Origin of the sequence: Hymenobacter guriensis, from assembly GCF_015773195.1 — a bacterium.
Lineage (GTDB): Bacteria > Bacteroidota > Bacteroidia > Cytophagales > Hymenobacteraceae > Hymenobacter > Hymenobacter guriensis.
The window spans coordinates 14,953-33,831 of record NZ_JADWYK010000015.1; the positions used below are offsets into that span (position 1 = coordinate 14,953).

Here is an 18,879-nt window from a genome sequence, read left to right on the forward strand (position 1 = left end):
GCCTACTGCCGCCGCGCTGGAAATTTGCTGTTACCGAAGCGTCAGATTCGGGGTATGAAGCGTGAAATAGCCTGTTTTGAGTTTCCGAAAGGGCTACAGCTGACAACCATTTTCGTGCTTTTCGCCTCCTGCTAGTGCTTTCTTTTTACTGGATACCCTTGTATGAAATATTCGCTACTCCTTAGCCTTGGCGCCAGCAGCGCACTATTCCTCTCTGCTTGCGAAAAACAGGCGTATGATAACACCGCCGCTTTCGACAAGCTGACGTTGCCAGCCGCTACCACTTCGGGCGCTGGCTTCCTGGCCTGCAACATCAACGGCCACGTCTGGACTCCGTTCGGCAAGTATGAGCAACAAGGTGTGCTTGGCTCTATCTTGACAGATAACTCCTTGATTGTTTACAGTAGTCCTCGGGTTGCTGGTCGCACCCTAGCCGCGGCTTCTGGACAGATGAGCCGGGTGCGACAGGGAAAGCCTACCCACGAATCAATGCTTCACCTGGATTTACTGGCCGTTGACACTCTAGGAACAAAGCGCTACCTCAATCCTACGCTACAAGAAGGATTGATTTATCAGGAATTCACCAACGCTGGCCATACTTACCGCAATCTGGCCAAAAACCCTATCCATGTGGTAGTAAGCCGGTTTGATGCCGACCAGAAAATAATTAGCGGCACCTTTGAAGGGTATTTGTTTTCTGACTACCCGAACGACTCCATCCACGTCACGGAGGGCCGCTTCGACTTCAAGCTGCCATTTTAGCACAAGCCGCTACCCTAAAGCTAGCCTTGGCAGCTACTCTGCTGCTTCCGTCACACCCAGCATCACGCCGAAGTCTCCGTCCAGCTGCTCCCAGCCTTGGGTGGGCAGGTAGGCGCGCGACACAAATCCATCGAGGTACAAAGCCTGTCGGCAGCCCCGGCGCTGGAAGTAGCACGCAAAGTCGTAGAAGTTGATTTCCTTTTTCGACATCACCAGCAGTAGGCGCCCGTCGGGCAGCAGCCCCACGCCGTTGCGAATCTGCCGGTTTACGGAGCTGGCCCGAAACGCCGGGTGCAGCTGCCCATCCAGCACCAGCATCGGCCCCGACTGCGTAGCGTACTGTACTGCCTCCGCCGCGCTAAACCGGGCCGTGGGTACAATACCAGCCTCCCTGGCACGGGTCAGATAGAACACGCCGTTGGGCTGGAGGTAGAAGTTACCGGTACCGTGGGTGGTATCCAGCGGGGTACGCTGCTGCCCATTCTCGATGAACAGCCCCAGCGGCACCGGGCCGGTGTGGTACATGCCCCCGTTGCAGGCAAAGACAAGGCGCTGCCCACGGCCACTGAGCCAGTCGCGTAGGTGGCCGAGGCTGCGTAGGGGCTGGCCGTGCTCATCCTGCCAGTACAGGCGCAGCGTTTGCCGCCGCGGGTTCACCGTGTAGCTGATGAACTGGTCGGCGTCGGTAGCGTCGGGCGGGGTGCAGGTGGTGAGGGCTGTGCTCAGGGCAAGTACAGTTGCCAGCTGCCAGAAAGCGGAATGAACTACACGAAATTTGCCAGCGCCAGTGGAAACATCCTTCATGCGTTGAAGGTATTTACTAGCCCTGAAACCATTGGCAGTTCTTGTTCCGGCCTTAGCCTGGATAGACGGCTGCTCTTCCCCATTCTGCCTCATGACTCCTTCCTACCCCGGCCGCCGCATCTTTCAGATTATTGATGGCAACAAGAAAGCCGTGGGCGACGGCTTCGACGTGACCAGCCCCATGCCGGGGCCGCGCATCCGCCAGCTCAGCCCCTACCTGCTCATCGACCACACCGGGCCCATGCCCGTGGTGCCTACTGAGGCCCCGCTGGGCACCCCGCCCCACCCCCACCGCGGCTTCGAGACGGTGACTGTGGTGTATGAAGGCGCCCTGGCCCACCGCGACACGGCCGGCCACAGCGGCACCCTGGGCCCCGGCGACGTGCAGTGGATGACGGCCGGGGCGGGCCTCCTGCACGAGGAGCGCCACGAGCGGGAGTTTGCCCGCCGGGGCGGCACCCTGGAGCTGCTGCAGCTGTGGGTGAACGTGCCCAGGAAGGACAAGCTGGCCCCGCCCCGCTACCAGAACATCCGGGCCGCCGCCATTCCCGAAGTGCCCGTGGCCGAGGGGCGAGGCCGCATCCGGGTAGTAGCCGGCGCCTACGAGGGCGTGAGCGGCCCCGCCGAAACCTTCTCACCTATTACCCTTCTGGATGTGCACCTGCCGGCCGGGGCCGAAACCACCATCAGCCTGCCCGCCGAGTACAACGTGGGCTTCTACGTGGTGCACGGGCAGATTCAGCTGGCAGATGGGCGCACGGCGGGCAGCAAGCAGCTGGTCGTGTTCGGCTGGAACTCGCCCGAGGTGCCCTTTACCGCTACACAAGACACAGTGCTGGTAGTGCTGGCCGGCGCCCCCATCGAGGAGCCCCTGGCCACGTATGGCCCCTTTGTGATGAACACCAACCAGGAGCTGGTGCAGGCCATTGCCGACTTCGAAAGCGGCGGTATGGGCCAGTTTCCGGAGGATGAGTAGAAACGGTTGACAGCTACTCGCGGGGCGGCACCGGGTACTTGGCAAACATCCGGGTTATGCCCTCATCGATGCGGGCGGCTAGCTTCGTGGGGTCGTCGGTGAGGGTACTCACGGCTACGCCCTGCCACACCCGCTCGTTGCGGGCGGCGTCCACCACATCCACGGTGGCGGTGCCTTCCTCGTAGCGGTCCACCACTACTTCCTCGCTTTTCCAGCTGTAGCGGCGCTGCCCGATGTAGCGGGGCGCGTCGCGGAAGTTGGTTTGGCGGGTCTGCACTTTATCCTGCGTCACGACGCCAATGTTCACCCACACATCCGGCGTGGCGGCCTGCTGGTAGCCGCGGCGCTCCAGCTCCCGGGCTACGGCCTGCTTGAGCTCCGTCATACCGGTGCCAGGCCCCTGAAAAGCCGCCTCATTGCGGGCTTCCACATCCAGGAAGTTGTAGGTGCGGTACGTCGTGAAATCGACGCCCGGCGTTTGGGTGGTCGACTCCACCCGCACCGGCGAGCAGGCCACGCAAGCAATCAGCCACAGCCACAAAAACGTTTTCATGCCAGGAAAAAGAAGGTGAGTGTATCGGCGGCCGGGCCCGGTTAGGCCTGGGGCCGGCCGCCTGGTGTACACGTGCGAACCGACCCGGAGGTTTAGGCCCAGCTTGCGCCCTAGTAGCCGAACCCAGGCCCTTGCCCGCAGCGCGGCTGTTTCGTGACTGACCAGCCAAGCCCAGAAATCAGGCTTGTGCCCGGGCGCGTGCTACCTTCGCACCCATACTCTTTCTCTTTTTCGATGACGCTGACCTGGACCCGAAAGCCCTTCCCCGACCTTACCCTGGCTGAACTCTACGCCCTGCTCCAACTGCGCTCCGAGGTGTTTGTAGTGGAGCAAACCTGCGCGTTCCAGGACATCGACGGGCAGGACCAGGCCGCGTGGCACCTGCTGGGCTATGCTGAAAGCGGGGAGCTGGCAGCCTACGCCCGCCTGTTTGCGGCCGGCATCAGCTACCCCGAGGCCAGTATTGGGCGGGTGGTGGTGAGCCCGAAGTTCCGGCGCTACGGCCTGGGCCGGCAGCTGCTCCAGGAGGCCCTGGACGCCGTAGCCGCGCAGTTCGGCCCGCAGCCCATTCAGATCGGGGCCCAGCAGTACCTGCAGGCATTTTACGAAAGCTTCGGCTTCCGGCAGGTGGGCGCAGGGTACCTGGAAGATGGCATTCCGCACCTGCACATGGTGCGGCCGTAGCGGGCCGGAAGCGCGGCGGACGGGGCCATCTTTGATTGCAGGGAAAAGTCGGCGCCAATTTTTTTAGCGCCGTGCCGGAATGTAGCTTTGTTGACTTGCGTCACCCCGCCGGGTGCTGCCCTGTTTCCCTGCCGTTCAACTCCTATGCCTACGCCCAGCTTTCCGGTCGACTATCAGCAGCTGTTTCATGCCCTGCCCGATAACTTCCTGCTCATCGCGCCCGACGCCGACGCTACCATCCTCGACAACACCGACCGCCACGAGAGCGTGTCGATGAAAAACCGGGAAGAAGTTGTGGGCAAGCCATTCTTCGAGGCCTACCCGTCCAACGATGAGGAGTCGGCGCGCCTCATCGAGGAGTCGCACGAGCACGTGCGCCGACACCTGGAGCCGCACACCATGCCCCTGATCCGCTACGACCTGGCCCGGCCCCAGGAGCAGGGCGGTGGGCTGGAGGAGCTGTACTGGGAAGCCACCCACTACCCCGTGCTCGACGAGCAGGGTCAGCTGCGCTATATTCTGCAGCGCACCCAGGATGTGACGGAGCAGTACCGGGCCCGCCTGGCCGCCGAGCAGGTGCAGCGCGAGCTGGCCGAGCAGCAGGAGCGTACCCGCTTCGTTCTCGAATCGGTGCCGATTCTGGTGTGGACGGCCCGCCCCGACGGCACCCTCGACTACTTCAACTCCCGCTGGCTGCAGTTTACGGGCCGCGAGCATGCCCAGGAGCTGAACAACCACTGGATGGACAACATCCACCCCGACGACCGGGCCCAGGTTGAAAAGCACTGGTACGCCAGCATCCGCGCTGGCCAGCCCTATCAGGCTGAGTACCGCCTGCGCCGCCACGACGGCCAGTACCGCTGGGTGCTGATGCGCGGCCTGCCCCGCACCGATGCCGATGGCCGCATTACCATGTGGGTAGGCGGCGGCACTGATATCCAGGACCAGAAGCAGATGGTGCAGGAGCTGCTGGAAACCAACGAGGAGCAGGCCCGGCTTTCGGACCAGGCCTACCAGGCCTACCAGCTGGCCGAGCAGCAGCGCAAGACGTTCTACAGCCTGTTTATGCAGACGCCCGCGCTGATCTGCATTCTGCGCGGGCCGGAGCACCGCTTCGAGTTCGTAAACCCGCCTTACCAGGCCTTGTTCCCGGGCCGCCAGCTGGTGGGCCTCACGGTGCCCGAGGCGCTGCCCGAAGTGATTGAGCAGGGCTTCGTGGAACTGCTGAACGGGGTGTACAACACGGGCGAAACCTTTATCGGCAATGAGGTGGAAATTATGATTGACCGTGACAACGACGGGCAGCTTCGGCTTCACTACCTCAACTTCACTTACCAGCTATTCGAAGAAAACGGACAGAAAGCCGGCATCATGGTGTTTGCCTTTGATGTGACGGACCTGGTGCAGGCTCGCCGGGCCCTCGAACGCCCCGCCCCTGATGCTTAGTAGGCCCATGCTGCGTTTTTTTCCTGCCTTAAGGCATTTCCTCGTTTCGCTCTTATGGACATAACCAGTCTGGATTTCCAGCAGGCCCGCATCAAGCAGGTCCTGTTCAAGTCGCGGCTGCGCTCCGTCCTCTACGGCGTGCGCGAGGCCGAACCGAACCTGTTTTCCCTGCGCGACAACCCCCTGGCGCAGTGGCTTGATACCATCATTAAACCGCAATACGGGCTCATCCCCGAAACCCGCGAGATAGAACGAACCATTTCGCAGATGCTTGACACCGGCCAGGCCCTGGTGCGCCAGTACCAGCGCGGGCAGCTGGAAGAAGCCCGCGCCGGCCTGGAGCAGATCGACGGCTTTGCCCAGCGCATTGAAGCCTTGCTCCAGAAGCTGGAACAGCACGTGCTGAGCGCCGCCTAAGCCCGACTGGTCCAACGCCCCAAGCACCGTTTGCCTGGCTTTGCGCCGGTCAAACGGTGTTTTTTTGTGGTGCTTTGCCGGCTGCCGGCAGTGGTTTGGGGAGGGCGGGGGCGACCCCGTTCCAGCGGTGCACCTCAGCGCCCGGCTTCCTTCCGCCGCTTGATGCACGGAATGAAAACTCAGGGGGTCGAGCGAAAAACTGTACCCTGACCGCGAAATTGCACGGGCAACTATCAACCGACAACTGACAACCTTATGCTTTCTTTTCGTGCCGGCCTGCTGATGGGCGGCCTTTTCTCGGCCCTGGCCGCCGCTGCGCAATCCGCCCAGCCCGCGCCCGAGGCAATGGCCGCCTTAGCCCAGGTGCAGCCCGCCGACCTCAAAGCCCACATCCACTACCTGGCCGACGACCAACTGCGGGGCCGCCAGCCCGGCACGCCCGGCTACCAGCTGGCCGTCGATTACGTGACCCAACAGCTGAAGTCCTTCGGCGTGAAGCCCGCGGGCGACAAAGGCAGCTTTGTGCAGCGGGTGCGCCTGCGCCGGGCCTTTGTGCAGCCCGGCGCGGCGTTCAGTCTACGTCCGGCTGCTGGCCCGGCGGCGTCACTGGTTTCCGGCCAGGACTACGTGTTCTACCCCAACCCTGCCGCGCCCGCCGTGCAGGTGGATGCGCCCGTGGTTTTTGCCGGCTACGGCATCACGGCCCCCGAGCTGAGCTACGACGACTACGCGGGGCTTGATGCCAAGGGTAAGCTGGTGGTTGTGGTACGCGGGGCTCCCCGCGCCTTTCCATCCACAGTGGCCGCCGCCAGCCAGGATCTGCTGCTGATTATGCATAATGCGGTGGAGCATGGTGCTGTGGGCGTGCTGGTGGCCTCTACCAACCCCAAAGCCAACGTGCCCAACCTGCAGCGCGGTACCTACAGCGTGCTGGATGAGCGTGGGCAGGTGGCAGCCTCGCGCACGTTTCTGCCGGGCGGCCAGCTGCAGCTGGCCGGCAGCCTTACGGCCGCCACGCTCCAGCGCCTGCTCTCGGCGGCTGCCACCGATACCAGCCAGGTGTTGGGGGCGCTGCGCCAGGGCCGGCCAGCCTCGGTGCCCGTGCCGGGGCAGGTCAGCGCGACGTTCAGCTCACGCTACCAGGATTTCGATTCCTATAATGTGGTAGGCCAGATCCGGGGCAGCGACAAGCGCCTGCGCCGGGAGTACGTGGTGCACTCCGCCCACCTCGACCACCTGGGCGTGGCCGCGCCTGTGCAGGGCGACTCCATCTACAACGGCGCCCACGACAACGCCTCGGGCGTGGCTTCGGTGCTGGAAATAGCGCGGACGTACTCGCGGCTGAAGCAAAAGCCCAAGCGCAGCATCCTGCTGGTACTGCAAACGGGGGAGGAACTTGGCCTGCTGGGCTCAGCCTACTTTGCCTCCCACCCCACCGTGCCCAAAGCCAGCCTCGTGGCCGACGTGAATACCGATATGCCCACCATCATTGCCCCGCTGCTGTCGGTGGTGCCGCTGGGGGCGCAACACTCCTCCCTGGCCGGGCCGGTAGCGCAGGCAGCGGCGGCGCTGGGCCTCACCGTGGAAGCCGACCCGGAGCCCGAGCAGAACCGCTTTATCCGCTCCGATCAGTACAGCTTCGTGCTGCAGGGCATTCCGGCTTTGCACATCAAGTATGGCAACCGCACCGCCGACGGGCGCAACAACCTGAGCGAACTGGTGCAGAAATGGCGGGCCGTCACCTACCACAAGCCCCAGGACGACATCAACGGCCTGTTCGACTTTGAGGCCGGCAAAAAGTACGTGCAGCTCAACTTTCTCATCGGCTACTTAGTGGCCAACGACCCGCAGCGCCCAACCTGGAATGCCGGGGACTTTTTCGGCGGGCGGTTCGGGCAGCTGCAAAAGTCTAAAAACGAGTAGAAGCTAATGCTGCCTGTTCAGCGTTTGAGCAAACAGGCTTTCACATGAAACGCCTTTTCAGGAAGCTTTTTCGGGGTTTATAGCACTGATCCTTTACTGGACACTCAGAAAACCTTTCGCTGACAAACCAGGCGTGGAAAGTCTGATTTTCCATCGATTCGTCATCGGGGTTCGGGTTGATTTGCGCAGCTTTGGTACCACGCTTCGAGGAAGCTCCGCCAACTGCCATGCTGTCTAACTTCTGCCACACCATCTACGAAAACCTGCGCCAGCACCCGGGACAGGCGTGCCTGGTGTGGCCTCAGCCCGCCGGCCCGGCTCGCCCCTACACCGGCGCCGATATCCTGGCGAGGACGGAGGCCTTTCGGCGGCAGCTGACCAACGCACAGGTACTCCCCGGCCAGGCCGTGCTGATAGCAGTGCCCGTGAGTGTAGAGCTGGTGGCGGCCCTACTGGGCACGATGGCCCACGGGGCAGTGCCGGTGCTGCCACCCGCCGGAGCCGGGCCGCTGGCGCTGCTCGGGCTGTTGCGCCGCCACAGCATCCGGCAAGCAGCTGTTGGCCGGGCGCTGGCCGGGCGCTATGGCTGGCTGCTTAGGCTGACAGGCGTGCAGCCGCTGGTCCCCGATTTATCTACCAATCCGGCTGTGGACGTGCAGCCGCCAATGGCCGTGCCGCCCGATCAGCCCGCGCTGGTGTCGCACAGCTCGGGCTCTACGGGCCAGTCGAAGGCCATCCGGCGCAGCCACCGTGTGCTCACGGCCCAGCATGAGGTACTGAAGCAGGTGTTTCCGCCGTGGCCGGGCCAGCGCGACTTTCCGCTGTTTCCGAACGTACTGCTGCACAACCTGGCCGTGGGCGCCGTGAGCATCCTGCCCGACGTGCCCTGGGGCCGCCTGGCCGATTTCGACGCGGCCCGTGTGGCCAGGCAGCTGCACTCGGAAGGCGTCGAAACCCTCACCGGCAATGTCTTTTACTTCACCCACCTGAGTGCCTTTCTCCGTAGCCAGAACCATCCGTTGCTCCGGGTACGGGCCGTGGGCGTAGGCGGCTCGCCGGTGCCGGAAAAGCTACTGACGGAGCTGCAAAAATGCTTTCCGCACGCAACGATTCACGGCATCTACGGCTCCTCCGAAGCAGAGCCCATTGCCGTGCGCACGGCCGGTACCTCGCCTGCCCCCCCTCGGAACGGCTACTACGCCGGGCCGGTGGTGGCGGGGCTGGAATGCCGGCTGAGAAAAATCGGCCAGCTCCAACTTCCCAACGGCCAGGCGTATGACGTTGGCGAAATTCTGGTAAGCGGGCCCCACGTGGCGGCTGATAACTGGCTGGCTACCGGGGACTTCGGCTACTTCGACGAGCGGCAGCACCTGTGGCTGACGGGGCGGCAGGGCAACGAAACCCTGGTGCAGGGCGTGCAGCACTACCAGGTGGAGCACGTGCTCCAGCACCTGCCGGGCGTGGAGCGCGTGGCGGCGCGGGCCCAGGGTTCGGGCTTTGCCGTGTTCGTGCAGGGGCGTGTGGTGGAGGAAACCATCCGGGCCGCGCTGGAAGCCCAGTTTCCGCCGGGCCTGTGCCGGCAGGTTCACTTTCGCGCGCAGCTGCCCGTTGATGCGCGTCATTTGTCTAAAATCCGCTACGCGGCCTTACGCTAACCTCATGCACACCGAATTTCACCACGTCGCCCTCGACCGGATTCGCTACTCGCTGGTGTGGGAAAGCGCGGCTACCCTGCAGGCGGCCCTGCCGCTAAGTTCCACCGACGAAGTACTCATCATCACCTCCGCCGGCTGTAATGCCCTCAACGCGCTGCTCAGCCCGGCCCGCCACGTCACGGCCCTCGACCTGAACCCAGTGCAGAACGCCCTGCTGCAGTTCAAGGCTTACCTGATCGGGCATTTCTCCCACACTGTATTCCGGGCGCTGCTGGGGCTCGACGGGCCGGCAGCCGTGGCCGCTGCCTGGGCCAAGGCTGCACCCCAGCTTTCCGCCGATCTGCGGGCGTACTGGGACCGGCAGCTAACGGAGCATCCGGCCGGGCTGCTCACGGCCGGTAAGTTGGAAAGCTACCTGCACGCCTTCCTGCCTACCCTGCCGGAGGCCACGCAGCAGCACTTGCGGCAGCTGATTCAGTGCCCTACGGTGGCGGAGCAGCGTGTTTACTTCGAGCAATATCTGCACAACACAGCCTTCCGGGGACAGTTCGAAATGTACTTCGACGAGGCCAACCTGAGCAAGGGCCGCGACCCGCGCCTGTTCCGCTACGCCGAAGAATCGGGCGGGGCCGCGTTCTACCGGCGCCTACGCCACCAGGCAGCTACGGAGCTGCTGGCCGACAACTTCTTTTTCCGCTTTTTCTTTTTCGGCCCCGAGAACCTGCCCGAAGTCATTCTGCCGCCCTGCTACCAGGCGCGCCACTTTGCCCGGCTGCGCGCCCGCCTGCCGAACCTGCGCATCCAGACCGGTGAGGCCGTGGCCTACCTGCTCAGCCCGGCCGGCCGCACCATCACCCGGGCCAGCCTCTCCAATATCTTTGAGTACGTGAGCCCAACGGAGTTTGCGCAGGCCATGCACGCGTTGCAGGCGCGCGGCAACCTGCGGCTGGTGTACTGGAACCTACTGCAAGCCCAGGGCGACGCCGGCCTTGACGGGCTGGAGCCCACGCCCGTGCCGGCCCTGCCCGGCGCCTGCTTTTACCTGCCCGATGCCCGCGTGCTGAACTTTCCCGCCCCAGCCATTGCGGCCTCCTCTCCTTCCACTGCTGCTTCCCTCGTGCTGCTATGAAACTTGCTGATTACTGCACTCCGGCGTTTGTAGAAACGCTGCTGCAAACCACCCTGCCCGCGCCCGTGCGGGTACTGGCAGTGGAGCCGTTTGCCCTCGATAATTCGGCCAGCATTCTGGCGGTGCTCACGGCCGGGCACAGCGGGCGGCCCATTGGCCACTACGGGCTGCGGGTGCGCTACGAGGCGGCCGGGCAGCAGCACACCGAAGACCTCGTACTCAAGCTCAAACCGCCCGGCACCGAAATATCGGCCATGTTGGGCGCCTTGGCCCAAGCCTGCGGTGGAGGTTTAGCGGAAGTGTACCCGAATCATATACTGAACACTGGCTTCGCTCACACCCATCATCGGGAACTAGCAGTGTATGCCCAGCCGGACCCCAGCCTGATGCCCGCCATCCGGGGCTTGCACCACGATGAAGCGGCCGGTGTGTACGCTATTCTGATGGAGCACCTGGGACCGGACATGGAGCTCCTGAACTCGGTGATGGAGCCTGAACACTGGACCGACGAGCACCTGCGCAACACCCTCACCCAACTGGCTGACTGGCACGCCGCTCACCTGCTGCCCGCTGGCGCCCCCCTGCCCTGGGCCGACGCTCCTACCCTCGACTTTATGCTGGCGCAACGCCCGCTCTGGCAGGCCCTGCTGACCAACGCCGCCACCCGCCTGCCCGAGCTGTACCCACCGGCCCGCGCCGCCCAGCTGCAGGCCGCGCTGGATGCCCTGCCCCGCTACTGGCCGGAGCTGGCTGCCGCGCCCCGCACCCTGGTGCACAACGACCTGAACCCACGAAATACCTGCTTCCGAAATACGCCCGCCGGCCCCCGGCTTTGTGCCTACGACTGGGAGCTGGCCACTTACCATGTGCCCGTGTACGATGTGGTGGAGCTGCTGAGCTTTGTGCTGACTCCGGAACGCTACGCCCAGCGCCTGGACTACTTAGAATTCTACCGCCAGCAGCTGCACGCCCGCACCGGTTTGTTTGCCGATGCCGATAATTTCCACCGCCTCGCCGGGCTGGCTGCTTTCGACTTCGGGCTGCATCGCCTGGGCATGTACCTGATGGCCCACACCGTGAGCCCATACCCTTACCTGCCCCGCGTAGTGGCCAGCTACTTCGACACCCTGGACCAGCTGCAGCCCTGGCTGCCCGAACTTCCCGCCTGATGCTGCTTTCCAATTCCTTGACGCCCGGCGCGGCGGCCATTGGCGGCAAGGCCGCCGGCTTGTTCCGGCTGCGCCAGCTGGGCCTGGCGGTGCCACCCTTCGCGGTGCTGCCCGCCGACGCCTTCGCGTCATTGCTTTCCGCCCTGCCCGCCGCCTCCGACGCCGATCTGGACGCCCGGCAGGCTTCCTTACTAGCCTACGAGCCCACGCCCGAGGACCGCACCGCGCTACAGGTTCAGCTTGCCGGCTGGGACTTTCCGGCCCGCCCGGTGGCGGTGCGTTCCTCGGTGGCAGATGAGGACGGGGCCGGCCATTCCTTTGCCGGGCTGATGGACTCATTTCTGAATCTGACCACCGAAGACGAGATATGGGCTGCGGTGGCCCGGTGTGCGGCCAGCGCCTACTCGGTGCGGGCCCGCGCCTACCGCCGGCAGCGCGGCCTGCCCCTGACGGCCCGGCCGGCGGTGGTGGTGCAGGCGCAGGTGGCCGCCCGCACCAGCGGCGTACTGTTTTCCACCTGGCCGGAGTATCCGGTGGAAATGACCATTCACGCGCTTTGGGGTTTTGGCGAGGCCCTGGTAAGCGGGGCCCAGCAACCCGACGAGTTCTACCTGCGCAAAGCCACCGGCGAGCTGACCCACCAGCAGCTGGCCGACAAGGCCCAACGGTTGGCATTTGTACCGGGAGCCGCAGGCCTGCACCAAGCTCCCGTGGCAGCACACGAGCAGTTGGCTCCCTGCCTTAGTCCGGCGGAGCTGACCCAACTGCATACGCTTGGCCAGCAGCTGGAAACAGCTTTGGGTGGACCGCAGGACGTGGAGTTTGTGGTGGATGAAGCCGACCGGCTGTGGGTGGTACAGGCCCGGCCCATCACCCAGCCCATTCCCGAGCTGCTGGTTCTCGACAATTCCAACATTCAGGAAAGCTACTGCGGGGTGACCACACCCCTCACGTTCAGCTTTGCGCGGCGGGCCTACGCCACGGTGTACCGCCAGACCATGCGCGCCCTGGGCGTGCCGGCTGCCGAGGTGGAGGCCCACGAGCCGGTAGTTACCCAGCTGCTGGCACTGGTGCAGGGGCGCATCTACTACCACATCAACCACTGGTACCGGGGCTTGCTGCTGCTGCCTTCCTTTCAGCAAAACAAGGCCGATATGGAGCGCATGATGGGTCTGGAGGAGCCCGTAGACTTTGTGCAGCCCCCGCGCCGCAGCCGCCTGGAGCAATTGCGCAGTGCCCCGCGCCTGGCGGCCAACCTGTTGCGGCTGCTGGCGGCTTTTGCCGGCCTGCGCCGGGCCGTACCGGCCTTCCATGCCCGTCTGGCCGCTGCTTACCAGCGGTTCTACACACTTCCCCTGGCCCAGCTCAGCGGGGCGCAGTTAATGACTGAAAAGTCCCGCCTTGATCAGGAGCTGCTCAGCCACTGGACCACGCCCATCATTAACGACTTTCGGGTGATGATGGCCAACGGCCGGGCCCTGCGCAACCTGCGGGCCGCCGGCGTGGCCGAGCCCGAAGATTTGCTGCGCCGCTACCTGGCCTCCGACCAGCAGCTGGCCAGCGTGCAGCCCGTGCACCGCCTGTTGGCTTTGGCCCGGCAGGCGCACACCTACCCCGGCCTGCCCGAGCTGATCCAGGCTTTGCCCGCCGACGTGGCCGGGCAGGTAGCCGCAAGCTACCCTCAGTTCGAGCAGGCCGCCCGGCAGTTTATGGAGGAATTTGGCGACCGGACAGTGGGCGAGCTGAAGCTGGAAACGGCCACCATGCGCACCCAGCCGCGCATCTTCTACCAATACCTGCGCAACCTGGTGGCCGTGCCCCCCGCTGATCCAGCCGCTAATCCGTCAGGCATAAGCCCAAGCGCCGCCGCTGATATAGAAGCGCTGCTGAACCGGTTGCCGCGCCTGCGGCGGTGGGCGCTGATCCGCAGCCTGACGGGGTTGCAGGAAGCCATTCGGCACCGTGAGGCCCTGCGCCTGGAGCGCACCCGTCTGTTTGGTATGTACCGCAGCCTGTACCGGGCGGCCGGGGAACGGCTAACCCAGGCCGGTCGCCTCTTCCAGTCCGAGGACGTGTTTATGCTGACGGAAAACGAAATAGCCGAAGCCCTGACCGGCACTCCGGCCACCCCGGCGCCGGCGCTGCCTTCGCCCGCGCCCGGCATCTGGCTTTCCCCGCCCCCGGCCCATACTACCGACCTGTCCGCGCTGGCAGCTGCCCGCCAGCAGGAATTTACCCGCTACGAACAGCTGGCGGTGCCGGCCCGCGTAACAGTGCCGGCGGCCCCCGTGCGCACGCTGCCGGCCGCTGCCAGAGAAACCAATGGGGTTTTGCGCGGCACAGGCTGCTACCCCGGCGTGGCAGAGGGCGAGGCGCTGGTAGTGCGCCGCCCCGAGGACGACCTGAACGTAGCCGGCAAAATCGTGTGTGCCCTGCGAACCGACCCCGGCTGGGCCACGCTGTTTCCGGCCTGCCGGGCCGTGGCCATCGAAAAAGGTTCTTCCCTGTCGCACTCCGTTATCATTCTGCGGGAGCTGGGCATTCCCACCATCATCAACGTGCCCGGCCTGACGCAGCAGCTGCAAAGCGGGCAGCGCTTGGTGCTCGATGGGCAGGCCGGTACGCTGCAACTGCTGCCCGCCACCCCACCTCTGGCCGAAAACCCGAGTGCTTTATCCGCCAGCCATGCTTGAGAGCCTTTCTTATAACGGGCAATTGCCCGATTCCTTCTGGCAGATTCCGGCCGCTGTATATGCTACCGAAGTGGTGCCCCTGCGCGAGCACGCGGAAGTGCTGGCGGCCGTGGTAGCCGAGGAAGCCGCCCGCCACGAGGTGCTGCTCTACACCGACCATGAAACGCTGCGCCTGCTGGGGATTTTCCCGCAGGAGGGCACCGATGCCTTTTTCGGACTCTGGGAAACCCTGCCCGATGCGGCACTCAACCAACAGGTATTTGATCAGCTGGCAGCCGAGGCCCGGCGCCGGGGCTACCGCCGGCTGGTGGGGCCGCTGTGCTTCAGCACCTACCACCGCTACCGCCTGCGGCTGGGCCCAGTACCCTCCTGGGGACAGTTTGACGCTGAACCCGTAAACCCCGCCTACTACGCCGCGCTGCTGACAGATCTTGGCTTTACGCCCACGTTGACGTTCGAAAGCCGCCTGCTGCAGCCCGCCGTGGTGCCTACCGTGTACGACAACAAAGCCGCTCTGCTGGCTCAGCTGCAGCAGGTACCGTTTGAGTTTGTGCCCTTGACCCCGGACGTTTGGCAGGAACACGAAGCAGCTATTTTTGAGTTGGTGCAGGCCATCTACGGGGCCAATCCGGCCTACCGCCCGGTGTCGGCGGCGCAGTTTGGGCTGCTTTACAACCGCGCCTACGCCGAGAAGCTGTGCCCCCACACCTCCGTGCTGCTGCGTGAACGAAGCACGGGCAAGCTGGTGGCCCAGAGCTTCTGCCACCCCAACTATGCCCCGCTGCATCTGCCCGCTACCGAGCCGGCTACCTTTCAGCAGCATTACCCGCGCCTGCAGCACCGTACGCTGCTGGCCAAAACCGTGGGCGTGCACCCCGACTACCGTCAGCAGGGCCTGATGTCTTACCTTGGTGCCTACGGGATGGTGTCGTTCCGGGAGTATTACGATGACATCATCTTCTGCCTGATGCGCACCGACAACTTCTCCCGCCACTTCACCGACGGCTTCCCCTACGAAACAGCCCACTACGCGCTGTATGCGCGGGAGTTATGAGGGCGCGGCCCATCGGCATATAAAGCCAGAAGAACGTCATGCCGAGTGGAGTCGAGACATCTCACGTGCTGACGTCTGATTACTATTCTAACATGCGAGATGCCTCGACTCCACTCGGCATGACGTTCTCTTGGTCTTAAATATCCCCTATTTCACCATCTTGCTTACATGAATCTACCCGCCTTTGGGGCATATATGCGGCAACGGTTTCCGCCCGTGAACATGGCGCTGTTTGCCATTCTATTTGGCACCGTGTACAGCGTGGCGGCGGCTTTGCAGGCCGGGCCGGCAGCGCAACGGGCCTGGGGCTGGCCGGATTGGCTGGGCGTAACGGCTACTATCAGCTTCTTTTTCCGGCTGCGGGTGTTCGATGAAATCAAGGACTACGCCACCGACCTGGAGCACCACCCGGAGCGGGTGCTCCAGCAGGGCCGCGTGACGCTGGGGCAGCTGCAGGCCGTGGCCGCCGTGGGTACACTACTGGAAGTGGCGTGGTCGGTGAGTATGGGGTGGCGGGCCGTGTTGGGCTGGGCGCTGGCGGTGGGCTATAGCCTGCTGATGCGTTACGAGTTCTTTGTGCCCAACTACCTGCGGCCCCGGCTCGTGCTCTACGCCCTCACCCACATCCTGGTGATGCCCCTGCTCATTGGCTGGCTGTGGGCGGCCTACGCGGCCCCGCCCCTGCTCGCTCCGCCCCTGGGGCTGCTCGCCTTGCTGAGCGTGTTCGGGGGGCTGGCCTTTGAAATAGCCCGCAAAATCAGGGTACCGGCTAATGAGCGCCCCGGCCTCGACTCCTACTCCCGCGCCCTGGGCTACGGAGGCGCTGTTGCGGCGGTGCTGGTGGTGCTGCTGGCTGGTGTACTCACCCAGGGCGTGCTGCTGCAGCGGCTGGAGGCCCGCGCCTGGCCGTTCTGGCTGGTTGCGGCCCTTTATGCGGCTACGGCGGCAGCCTATGGCTGGAGTTTGCGACGCCCCTCGGCCCGGACCCTCAAGCTGGCCGAGCTGCTCACCTCCCTGTTCATGCTCAGCAGCTACGTGTCCATTATTGCGGAAATAGCGCGGCGGTGGTAGCAGGACCAGTGAGTGTAAACAAATCGGTTGAACGTCATGCTGAGCGGAGTCGAAGCATCTCTACCTCTGGCTAGCTAATTAATTGGCCTTGCAACGAAGCGGTAGAGATGCTTCGGCAAGCTCAGCATGACGGGCTATTACTCAACTCCTGCACCTACTACATGATTGATATTCTCTACCGTTTCCGATTCTGGCTGCTGGCCCTGGTGGCGGCGTTGGTGGTGGTGCTGGCTCCCGGCGTACGCACGGCCGTGCAGATCGACAATAGCCTGTCGGTATGGTTTCTGGAAGGCGACCCGGCCCTGCGCGCCTACCGCGACTACCAGGCCCGCTTCGGCAACGACGAGGTAGTAACGCTGGTGGTGCACGACTCCGTGGGTTTGCTGCGGGCGCCCTACCTGGAAAGCCTGCCCGCCCTGAGCCAGGAGCTGGCCGCCCTGCCCGACGTAGCCGTCGTACTAGGGCCAGGCACTACCACCATTGCCAGCCGGGGTCTGCTGGCCGGGGCGCACCCCCTCCTCTCCGCGCAAACGACCGAGGCTCAGGTACGCCAGGACCTGAGCCGCCTGCCCACGCTCCAGGAGCAGCTGTTCTCGCCCGATTTTCAGACGACCCGCCTACTCATCGAGCTCAAACCAAGCCCGACATTTGATGCCCGGCGTGGGGAAATTCTGGGGCAGATTCGCGAAGCCGCCGCCCGGCACCTGCCGCAAGGGCACTACTGGCTGGGGGGCGTGGGCGTGCTCTACGCGGGCCTGAACGCGCTGTCGGAGCAGGACTTTGGGCGGTTTCTGGGGCTGGGCTACGGGCTGATGTTCCTGGCCTTGCTGCTGCTGTATCGCAACCTCCGCCTGCTGCTGTACGTGGTAGGCATCGTGGGGCTGGCTACCTACCTCACGCTGGGCGTGTACGGCGCTATGGGCTACCGCCTCAACCTGATGACGGTGCTGCTGCCCATGATTCTGATTCTGCTGGGCATTATGGACGCACTCCACATTATCAATGAGCGCAACCTCGTGCTCACCGAGCCCGGCCAGACGCCCCACTCGGCGGCGCTGGAAGCCCTGCGCCAAACGCTGGCACCTTGCCTAGCCACGATGCTCACCACGGCGGCTGGTTTTCTGGCCCTGGTTTCCAGCCCCATGGCTATTCTGCGCACGTTTGGGGCCTTTGCCGCCCTTGGTATTGTGTTGTGCTTATGCTTCACATTTCTGCTGGGCGTGCTGCTATTGCCCGGCTACCAGGGCCGCCCACGCGCCACCATGCAGGCAGCCGGCGGATTGGCCCGGCTCTACACCTGGGTTGATGCTCACCCGCGCCAGCTCACGGCCCTGGCGTTGGTGCTCACGGTAGCGGCTGCCTTTGGCGCGCTCCGGCTGCGGGCCGATACCTACACGTTAGGTTACTTTCCAGACGACCACGCGGCCGTGCGGGACCACGCCGCCATGCAGCGCACCTGGGGCGCCTATATGCCTCTTGAGCTGTTGGTTGAGCCCCGTCCCGGCCACACCCTGCACGAAGCCGCCGTGGTGCAGGCCGCCGCTGCCTTCGCCGACTCCGCCCGCACGTTGGAAGGTGTGGGCCGGGTAGCGGGCTTCCATACACTCTACCTAGCGGGCCTGGAAACGGTAGTGCCCGCCAGCCGGGCACGGGCGGCCCTGGGCAGCCAAAGTTTGCTCAACCGTGTGCACGCCCGTCTCATTCCCGACTACCCCCAGCTTACCCGGCAGTTTATCGACGAGCAATCCAGCACGGGGCGCATTACGGTGGCTGGCCCCATGCTCTCGGCGCGGGAGCTGACGGCCAAGTCGGAGGTGCTGCTGCGCATGGCGCGCCATACGCTGGGGCCCGTAGCCACGGTGCGGGCGGCCGGCTACCAGCCGCTCTATGCCCGCATCGTCGACTACGTGACCCGCTCGCAGGCCAGCAGCCTGGGCTGGTCGGCGGTGGTGATATTCGGGCTGGTGTGGTGGTTTGTGGGCAGCTTCCGGCTGGCTTTGCTCACGCTGGCGCCCAACCTATTGCCAGTGCTCTTGCTGCTGGGCCTGATGGGCTGGGCCGGCATTGCCCTCGACACGGCCACGGCCAGCATTGCCGCCATCGTGCTCAGCCTCTGCACCGATGATACGGTGCATTTCGTGCATCACTACCAGCAGCTGCGCCGCCAGAACCTGGCGCCGGCGGCGGCGCGCTTCGCCACTATCACCCACGTAGGTCCCACTATTTTGCTGTCCAGCGGGGTGCTGTTTGTGGGTTACCTGGCCATGACGCTGGCTTCGCTGAAAACGGTAATGCTGTTTGGCCTGCTCACGGCCGTAAGCATTGCGGCGGCTTTTTACGCCGAGCTGCTGGTGTTTCCGCTGCTGCTGGCGCGGTTTGACCGGGAGGAATCATCAGAGGCGGTGGAGAACGGAGCGGAGGTAGTTGGGTAGGGTGGGAGGCTTGTCCCCGCCCGTCGTTCAACAATAGATGCAGGATTTGTGCAACGCTGGGCGGGGACAAGCCCCGCTCCTACCGAACATAAAAAACGCCTTTGCTTTCCC

At 64.4% G+C, this 18,879-nt stretch carries 15 protein-coding genes; 13 read left to right on the forward strand and 2 right to left on the reverse strand.

The features are described 5' to 3' along the window. The first annotated feature begins 162 nt into the window (after window positions 1-162). Window positions 163-762, forward strand: a complete 600-nt coding sequence (locus I5L79_RS18970; RefSeq protein ID WP_196956653.1) for a hypothetical protein — start codon at window positions 163-165, stop codon at window positions 760-762. Window positions 763-795: 33 nt separating this feature from the next. On the opposite strand, the gene I5L79_RS18975 is transcribed toward I5L79_RS18970, so the two are convergent. Beyond that, window positions 796-1,566 carry a phosphodiester glycosidase family protein gene (locus I5L79_RS18975; protein ID WP_196956654.1) on the reverse strand — a complete coding sequence of 257 codons (771 nt, stop codon included), beginning with the start codon at window positions 1,564-1,566 and terminating at the stop codon, window positions 796-798. Window positions 1,567-1,657: 91 nt separating this feature from the next. Here I5L79_RS18975 and I5L79_RS18980 point away from each other — a divergent pair, with 91 nt between their 5' ends. After that, on the forward strand, window positions 1,658-2,542 hold the full coding sequence (locus I5L79_RS18980) for a pirin family protein (protein WP_196956655.1): 885 nt from the start codon (window positions 1,658-1,660) through the stop codon (window positions 2,540-2,542). A gap of 13 nt (window positions 2,543-2,555) precedes the next feature. On the opposite strand, the gene I5L79_RS18985 is transcribed toward I5L79_RS18980, so the two are convergent. Continuing rightward, complete coding sequence (locus I5L79_RS18985; RefSeq protein WP_196956656.1) at window positions 2,556-3,095, reverse strand: DUF4136 domain-containing protein; 540 nt, start codon at window positions 3,093-3,095, stop codon at window positions 2,556-2,558. A 234-nt stretch (window positions 3,096-3,329) separates the two neighbouring features. Here I5L79_RS18985 and I5L79_RS18990 point away from each other — a divergent pair, with 234 nt between their 5' ends. The 11 genes from I5L79_RS18990 (at window position 3,330) to I5L79_RS19040 (ending at window position 18,768) form a co-directional block, all read left to right on the forward strand. Continuing rightward, a complete protein-coding gene (locus I5L79_RS18990) occupies window positions 3,330-3,779 on the forward strand; it encodes a GNAT family N-acetyltransferase (RefSeq protein ID WP_196956657.1) in 450 nt (149 codons plus the stop codon). Between the two features lie 144 nt (window positions 3,780-3,923). Next, complete coding sequence (locus I5L79_RS18995; protein WP_196956658.1) at window positions 3,924-5,225, forward strand: PAS domain-containing protein; 1,302 nt, start codon at window positions 3,924-3,926, stop codon at window positions 5,223-5,225. A gap of 54 nt (window positions 5,226-5,279) precedes the next feature. Next, entirely contained in the window at window positions 5,280-5,642 is a 363-nt protein-coding gene (locus I5L79_RS19000; protein ID WP_196956659.1) for a hypothetical protein, read from the forward strand. Window positions 5,643-5,897: 255 nt separating this feature from the next. Further along, window positions 5,898-7,565 (forward strand): M28 family peptidase, encoded by a 1,668-nt coding sequence (locus I5L79_RS19005; RefSeq protein ID WP_196956660.1) that lies wholly within the window; start codon window positions 5,898-5,900, stop codon window positions 7,563-7,565. Window positions 7,566-7,792: 227 nt separating this feature from the next. Continuing rightward, window positions 7,793-9,220 carry an AMP-binding protein gene (locus I5L79_RS19010; protein WP_196956661.1) on the forward strand — a complete coding sequence of 476 codons (1,428 nt, stop codon included), beginning with the start codon at window positions 7,793-7,795 and terminating at the stop codon, window positions 9,218-9,220. Between the two features lie 4 nt (window positions 9,221-9,224). After that, on the forward strand, window positions 9,225-10,349 hold the full coding sequence (locus I5L79_RS19015) for a DUF3419 family protein (protein WP_196956662.1): 1,125 nt from the start codon (window positions 9,225-9,227) through the stop codon (window positions 10,347-10,349). After that, window positions 10,346-11,518, forward strand: coding sequence for an aminoglycoside phosphotransferase family protein (locus I5L79_RS19020; RefSeq protein ID WP_196956663.1), 1,173 nt, complete (start codon window positions 10,346-10,348; stop codon window positions 11,516-11,518). The genes I5L79_RS19015 and I5L79_RS19020 overlap by 4 nt, the downstream gene beginning before the upstream one ends. Continuing rightward, the gene (locus tag I5L79_RS19025; RefSeq protein ID WP_196956664.1) at window positions 11,518-14,211 is read left to right on the forward strand and encodes a PEP/pyruvate-binding domain-containing protein; all 2,694 of its coding nucleotides are present in this window, start codon (window positions 11,518-11,520) and stop codon (window positions 14,209-14,211) included. The genes I5L79_RS19020 and I5L79_RS19025 overlap by 1 nt, the downstream gene beginning before the upstream one ends. After that, window positions 14,204-15,265 (forward strand): hypothetical protein, encoded by a 1,062-nt coding sequence (locus tag I5L79_RS19030; protein WP_196956665.1) that lies wholly within the window; start codon window positions 14,204-14,206, stop codon window positions 15,263-15,265. The genes I5L79_RS19025 and I5L79_RS19030 overlap by 8 nt, the downstream gene beginning before the upstream one ends. Window positions 15,266-15,433: 168 nt before the next feature. Continuing rightward, window positions 15,434-16,336 carry a UbiA prenyltransferase family protein gene (locus I5L79_RS19035; RefSeq protein ID WP_196956666.1) on the forward strand — a complete coding sequence of 301 codons (903 nt, stop codon included), beginning with the start codon at window positions 15,434-15,436 and terminating at the stop codon, window positions 16,334-16,336. A gap of 161 nt (window positions 16,337-16,497) precedes the next feature. Then, window positions 16,498-18,768, forward strand: coding sequence for an efflux RND transporter permease subunit (locus I5L79_RS19040; protein ID WP_196956667.1), 2,271 nt, complete (start codon window positions 16,498-16,500; stop codon window positions 18,766-18,768). Window positions 18,769-18,879 lie beyond the last annotated feature (111 nt).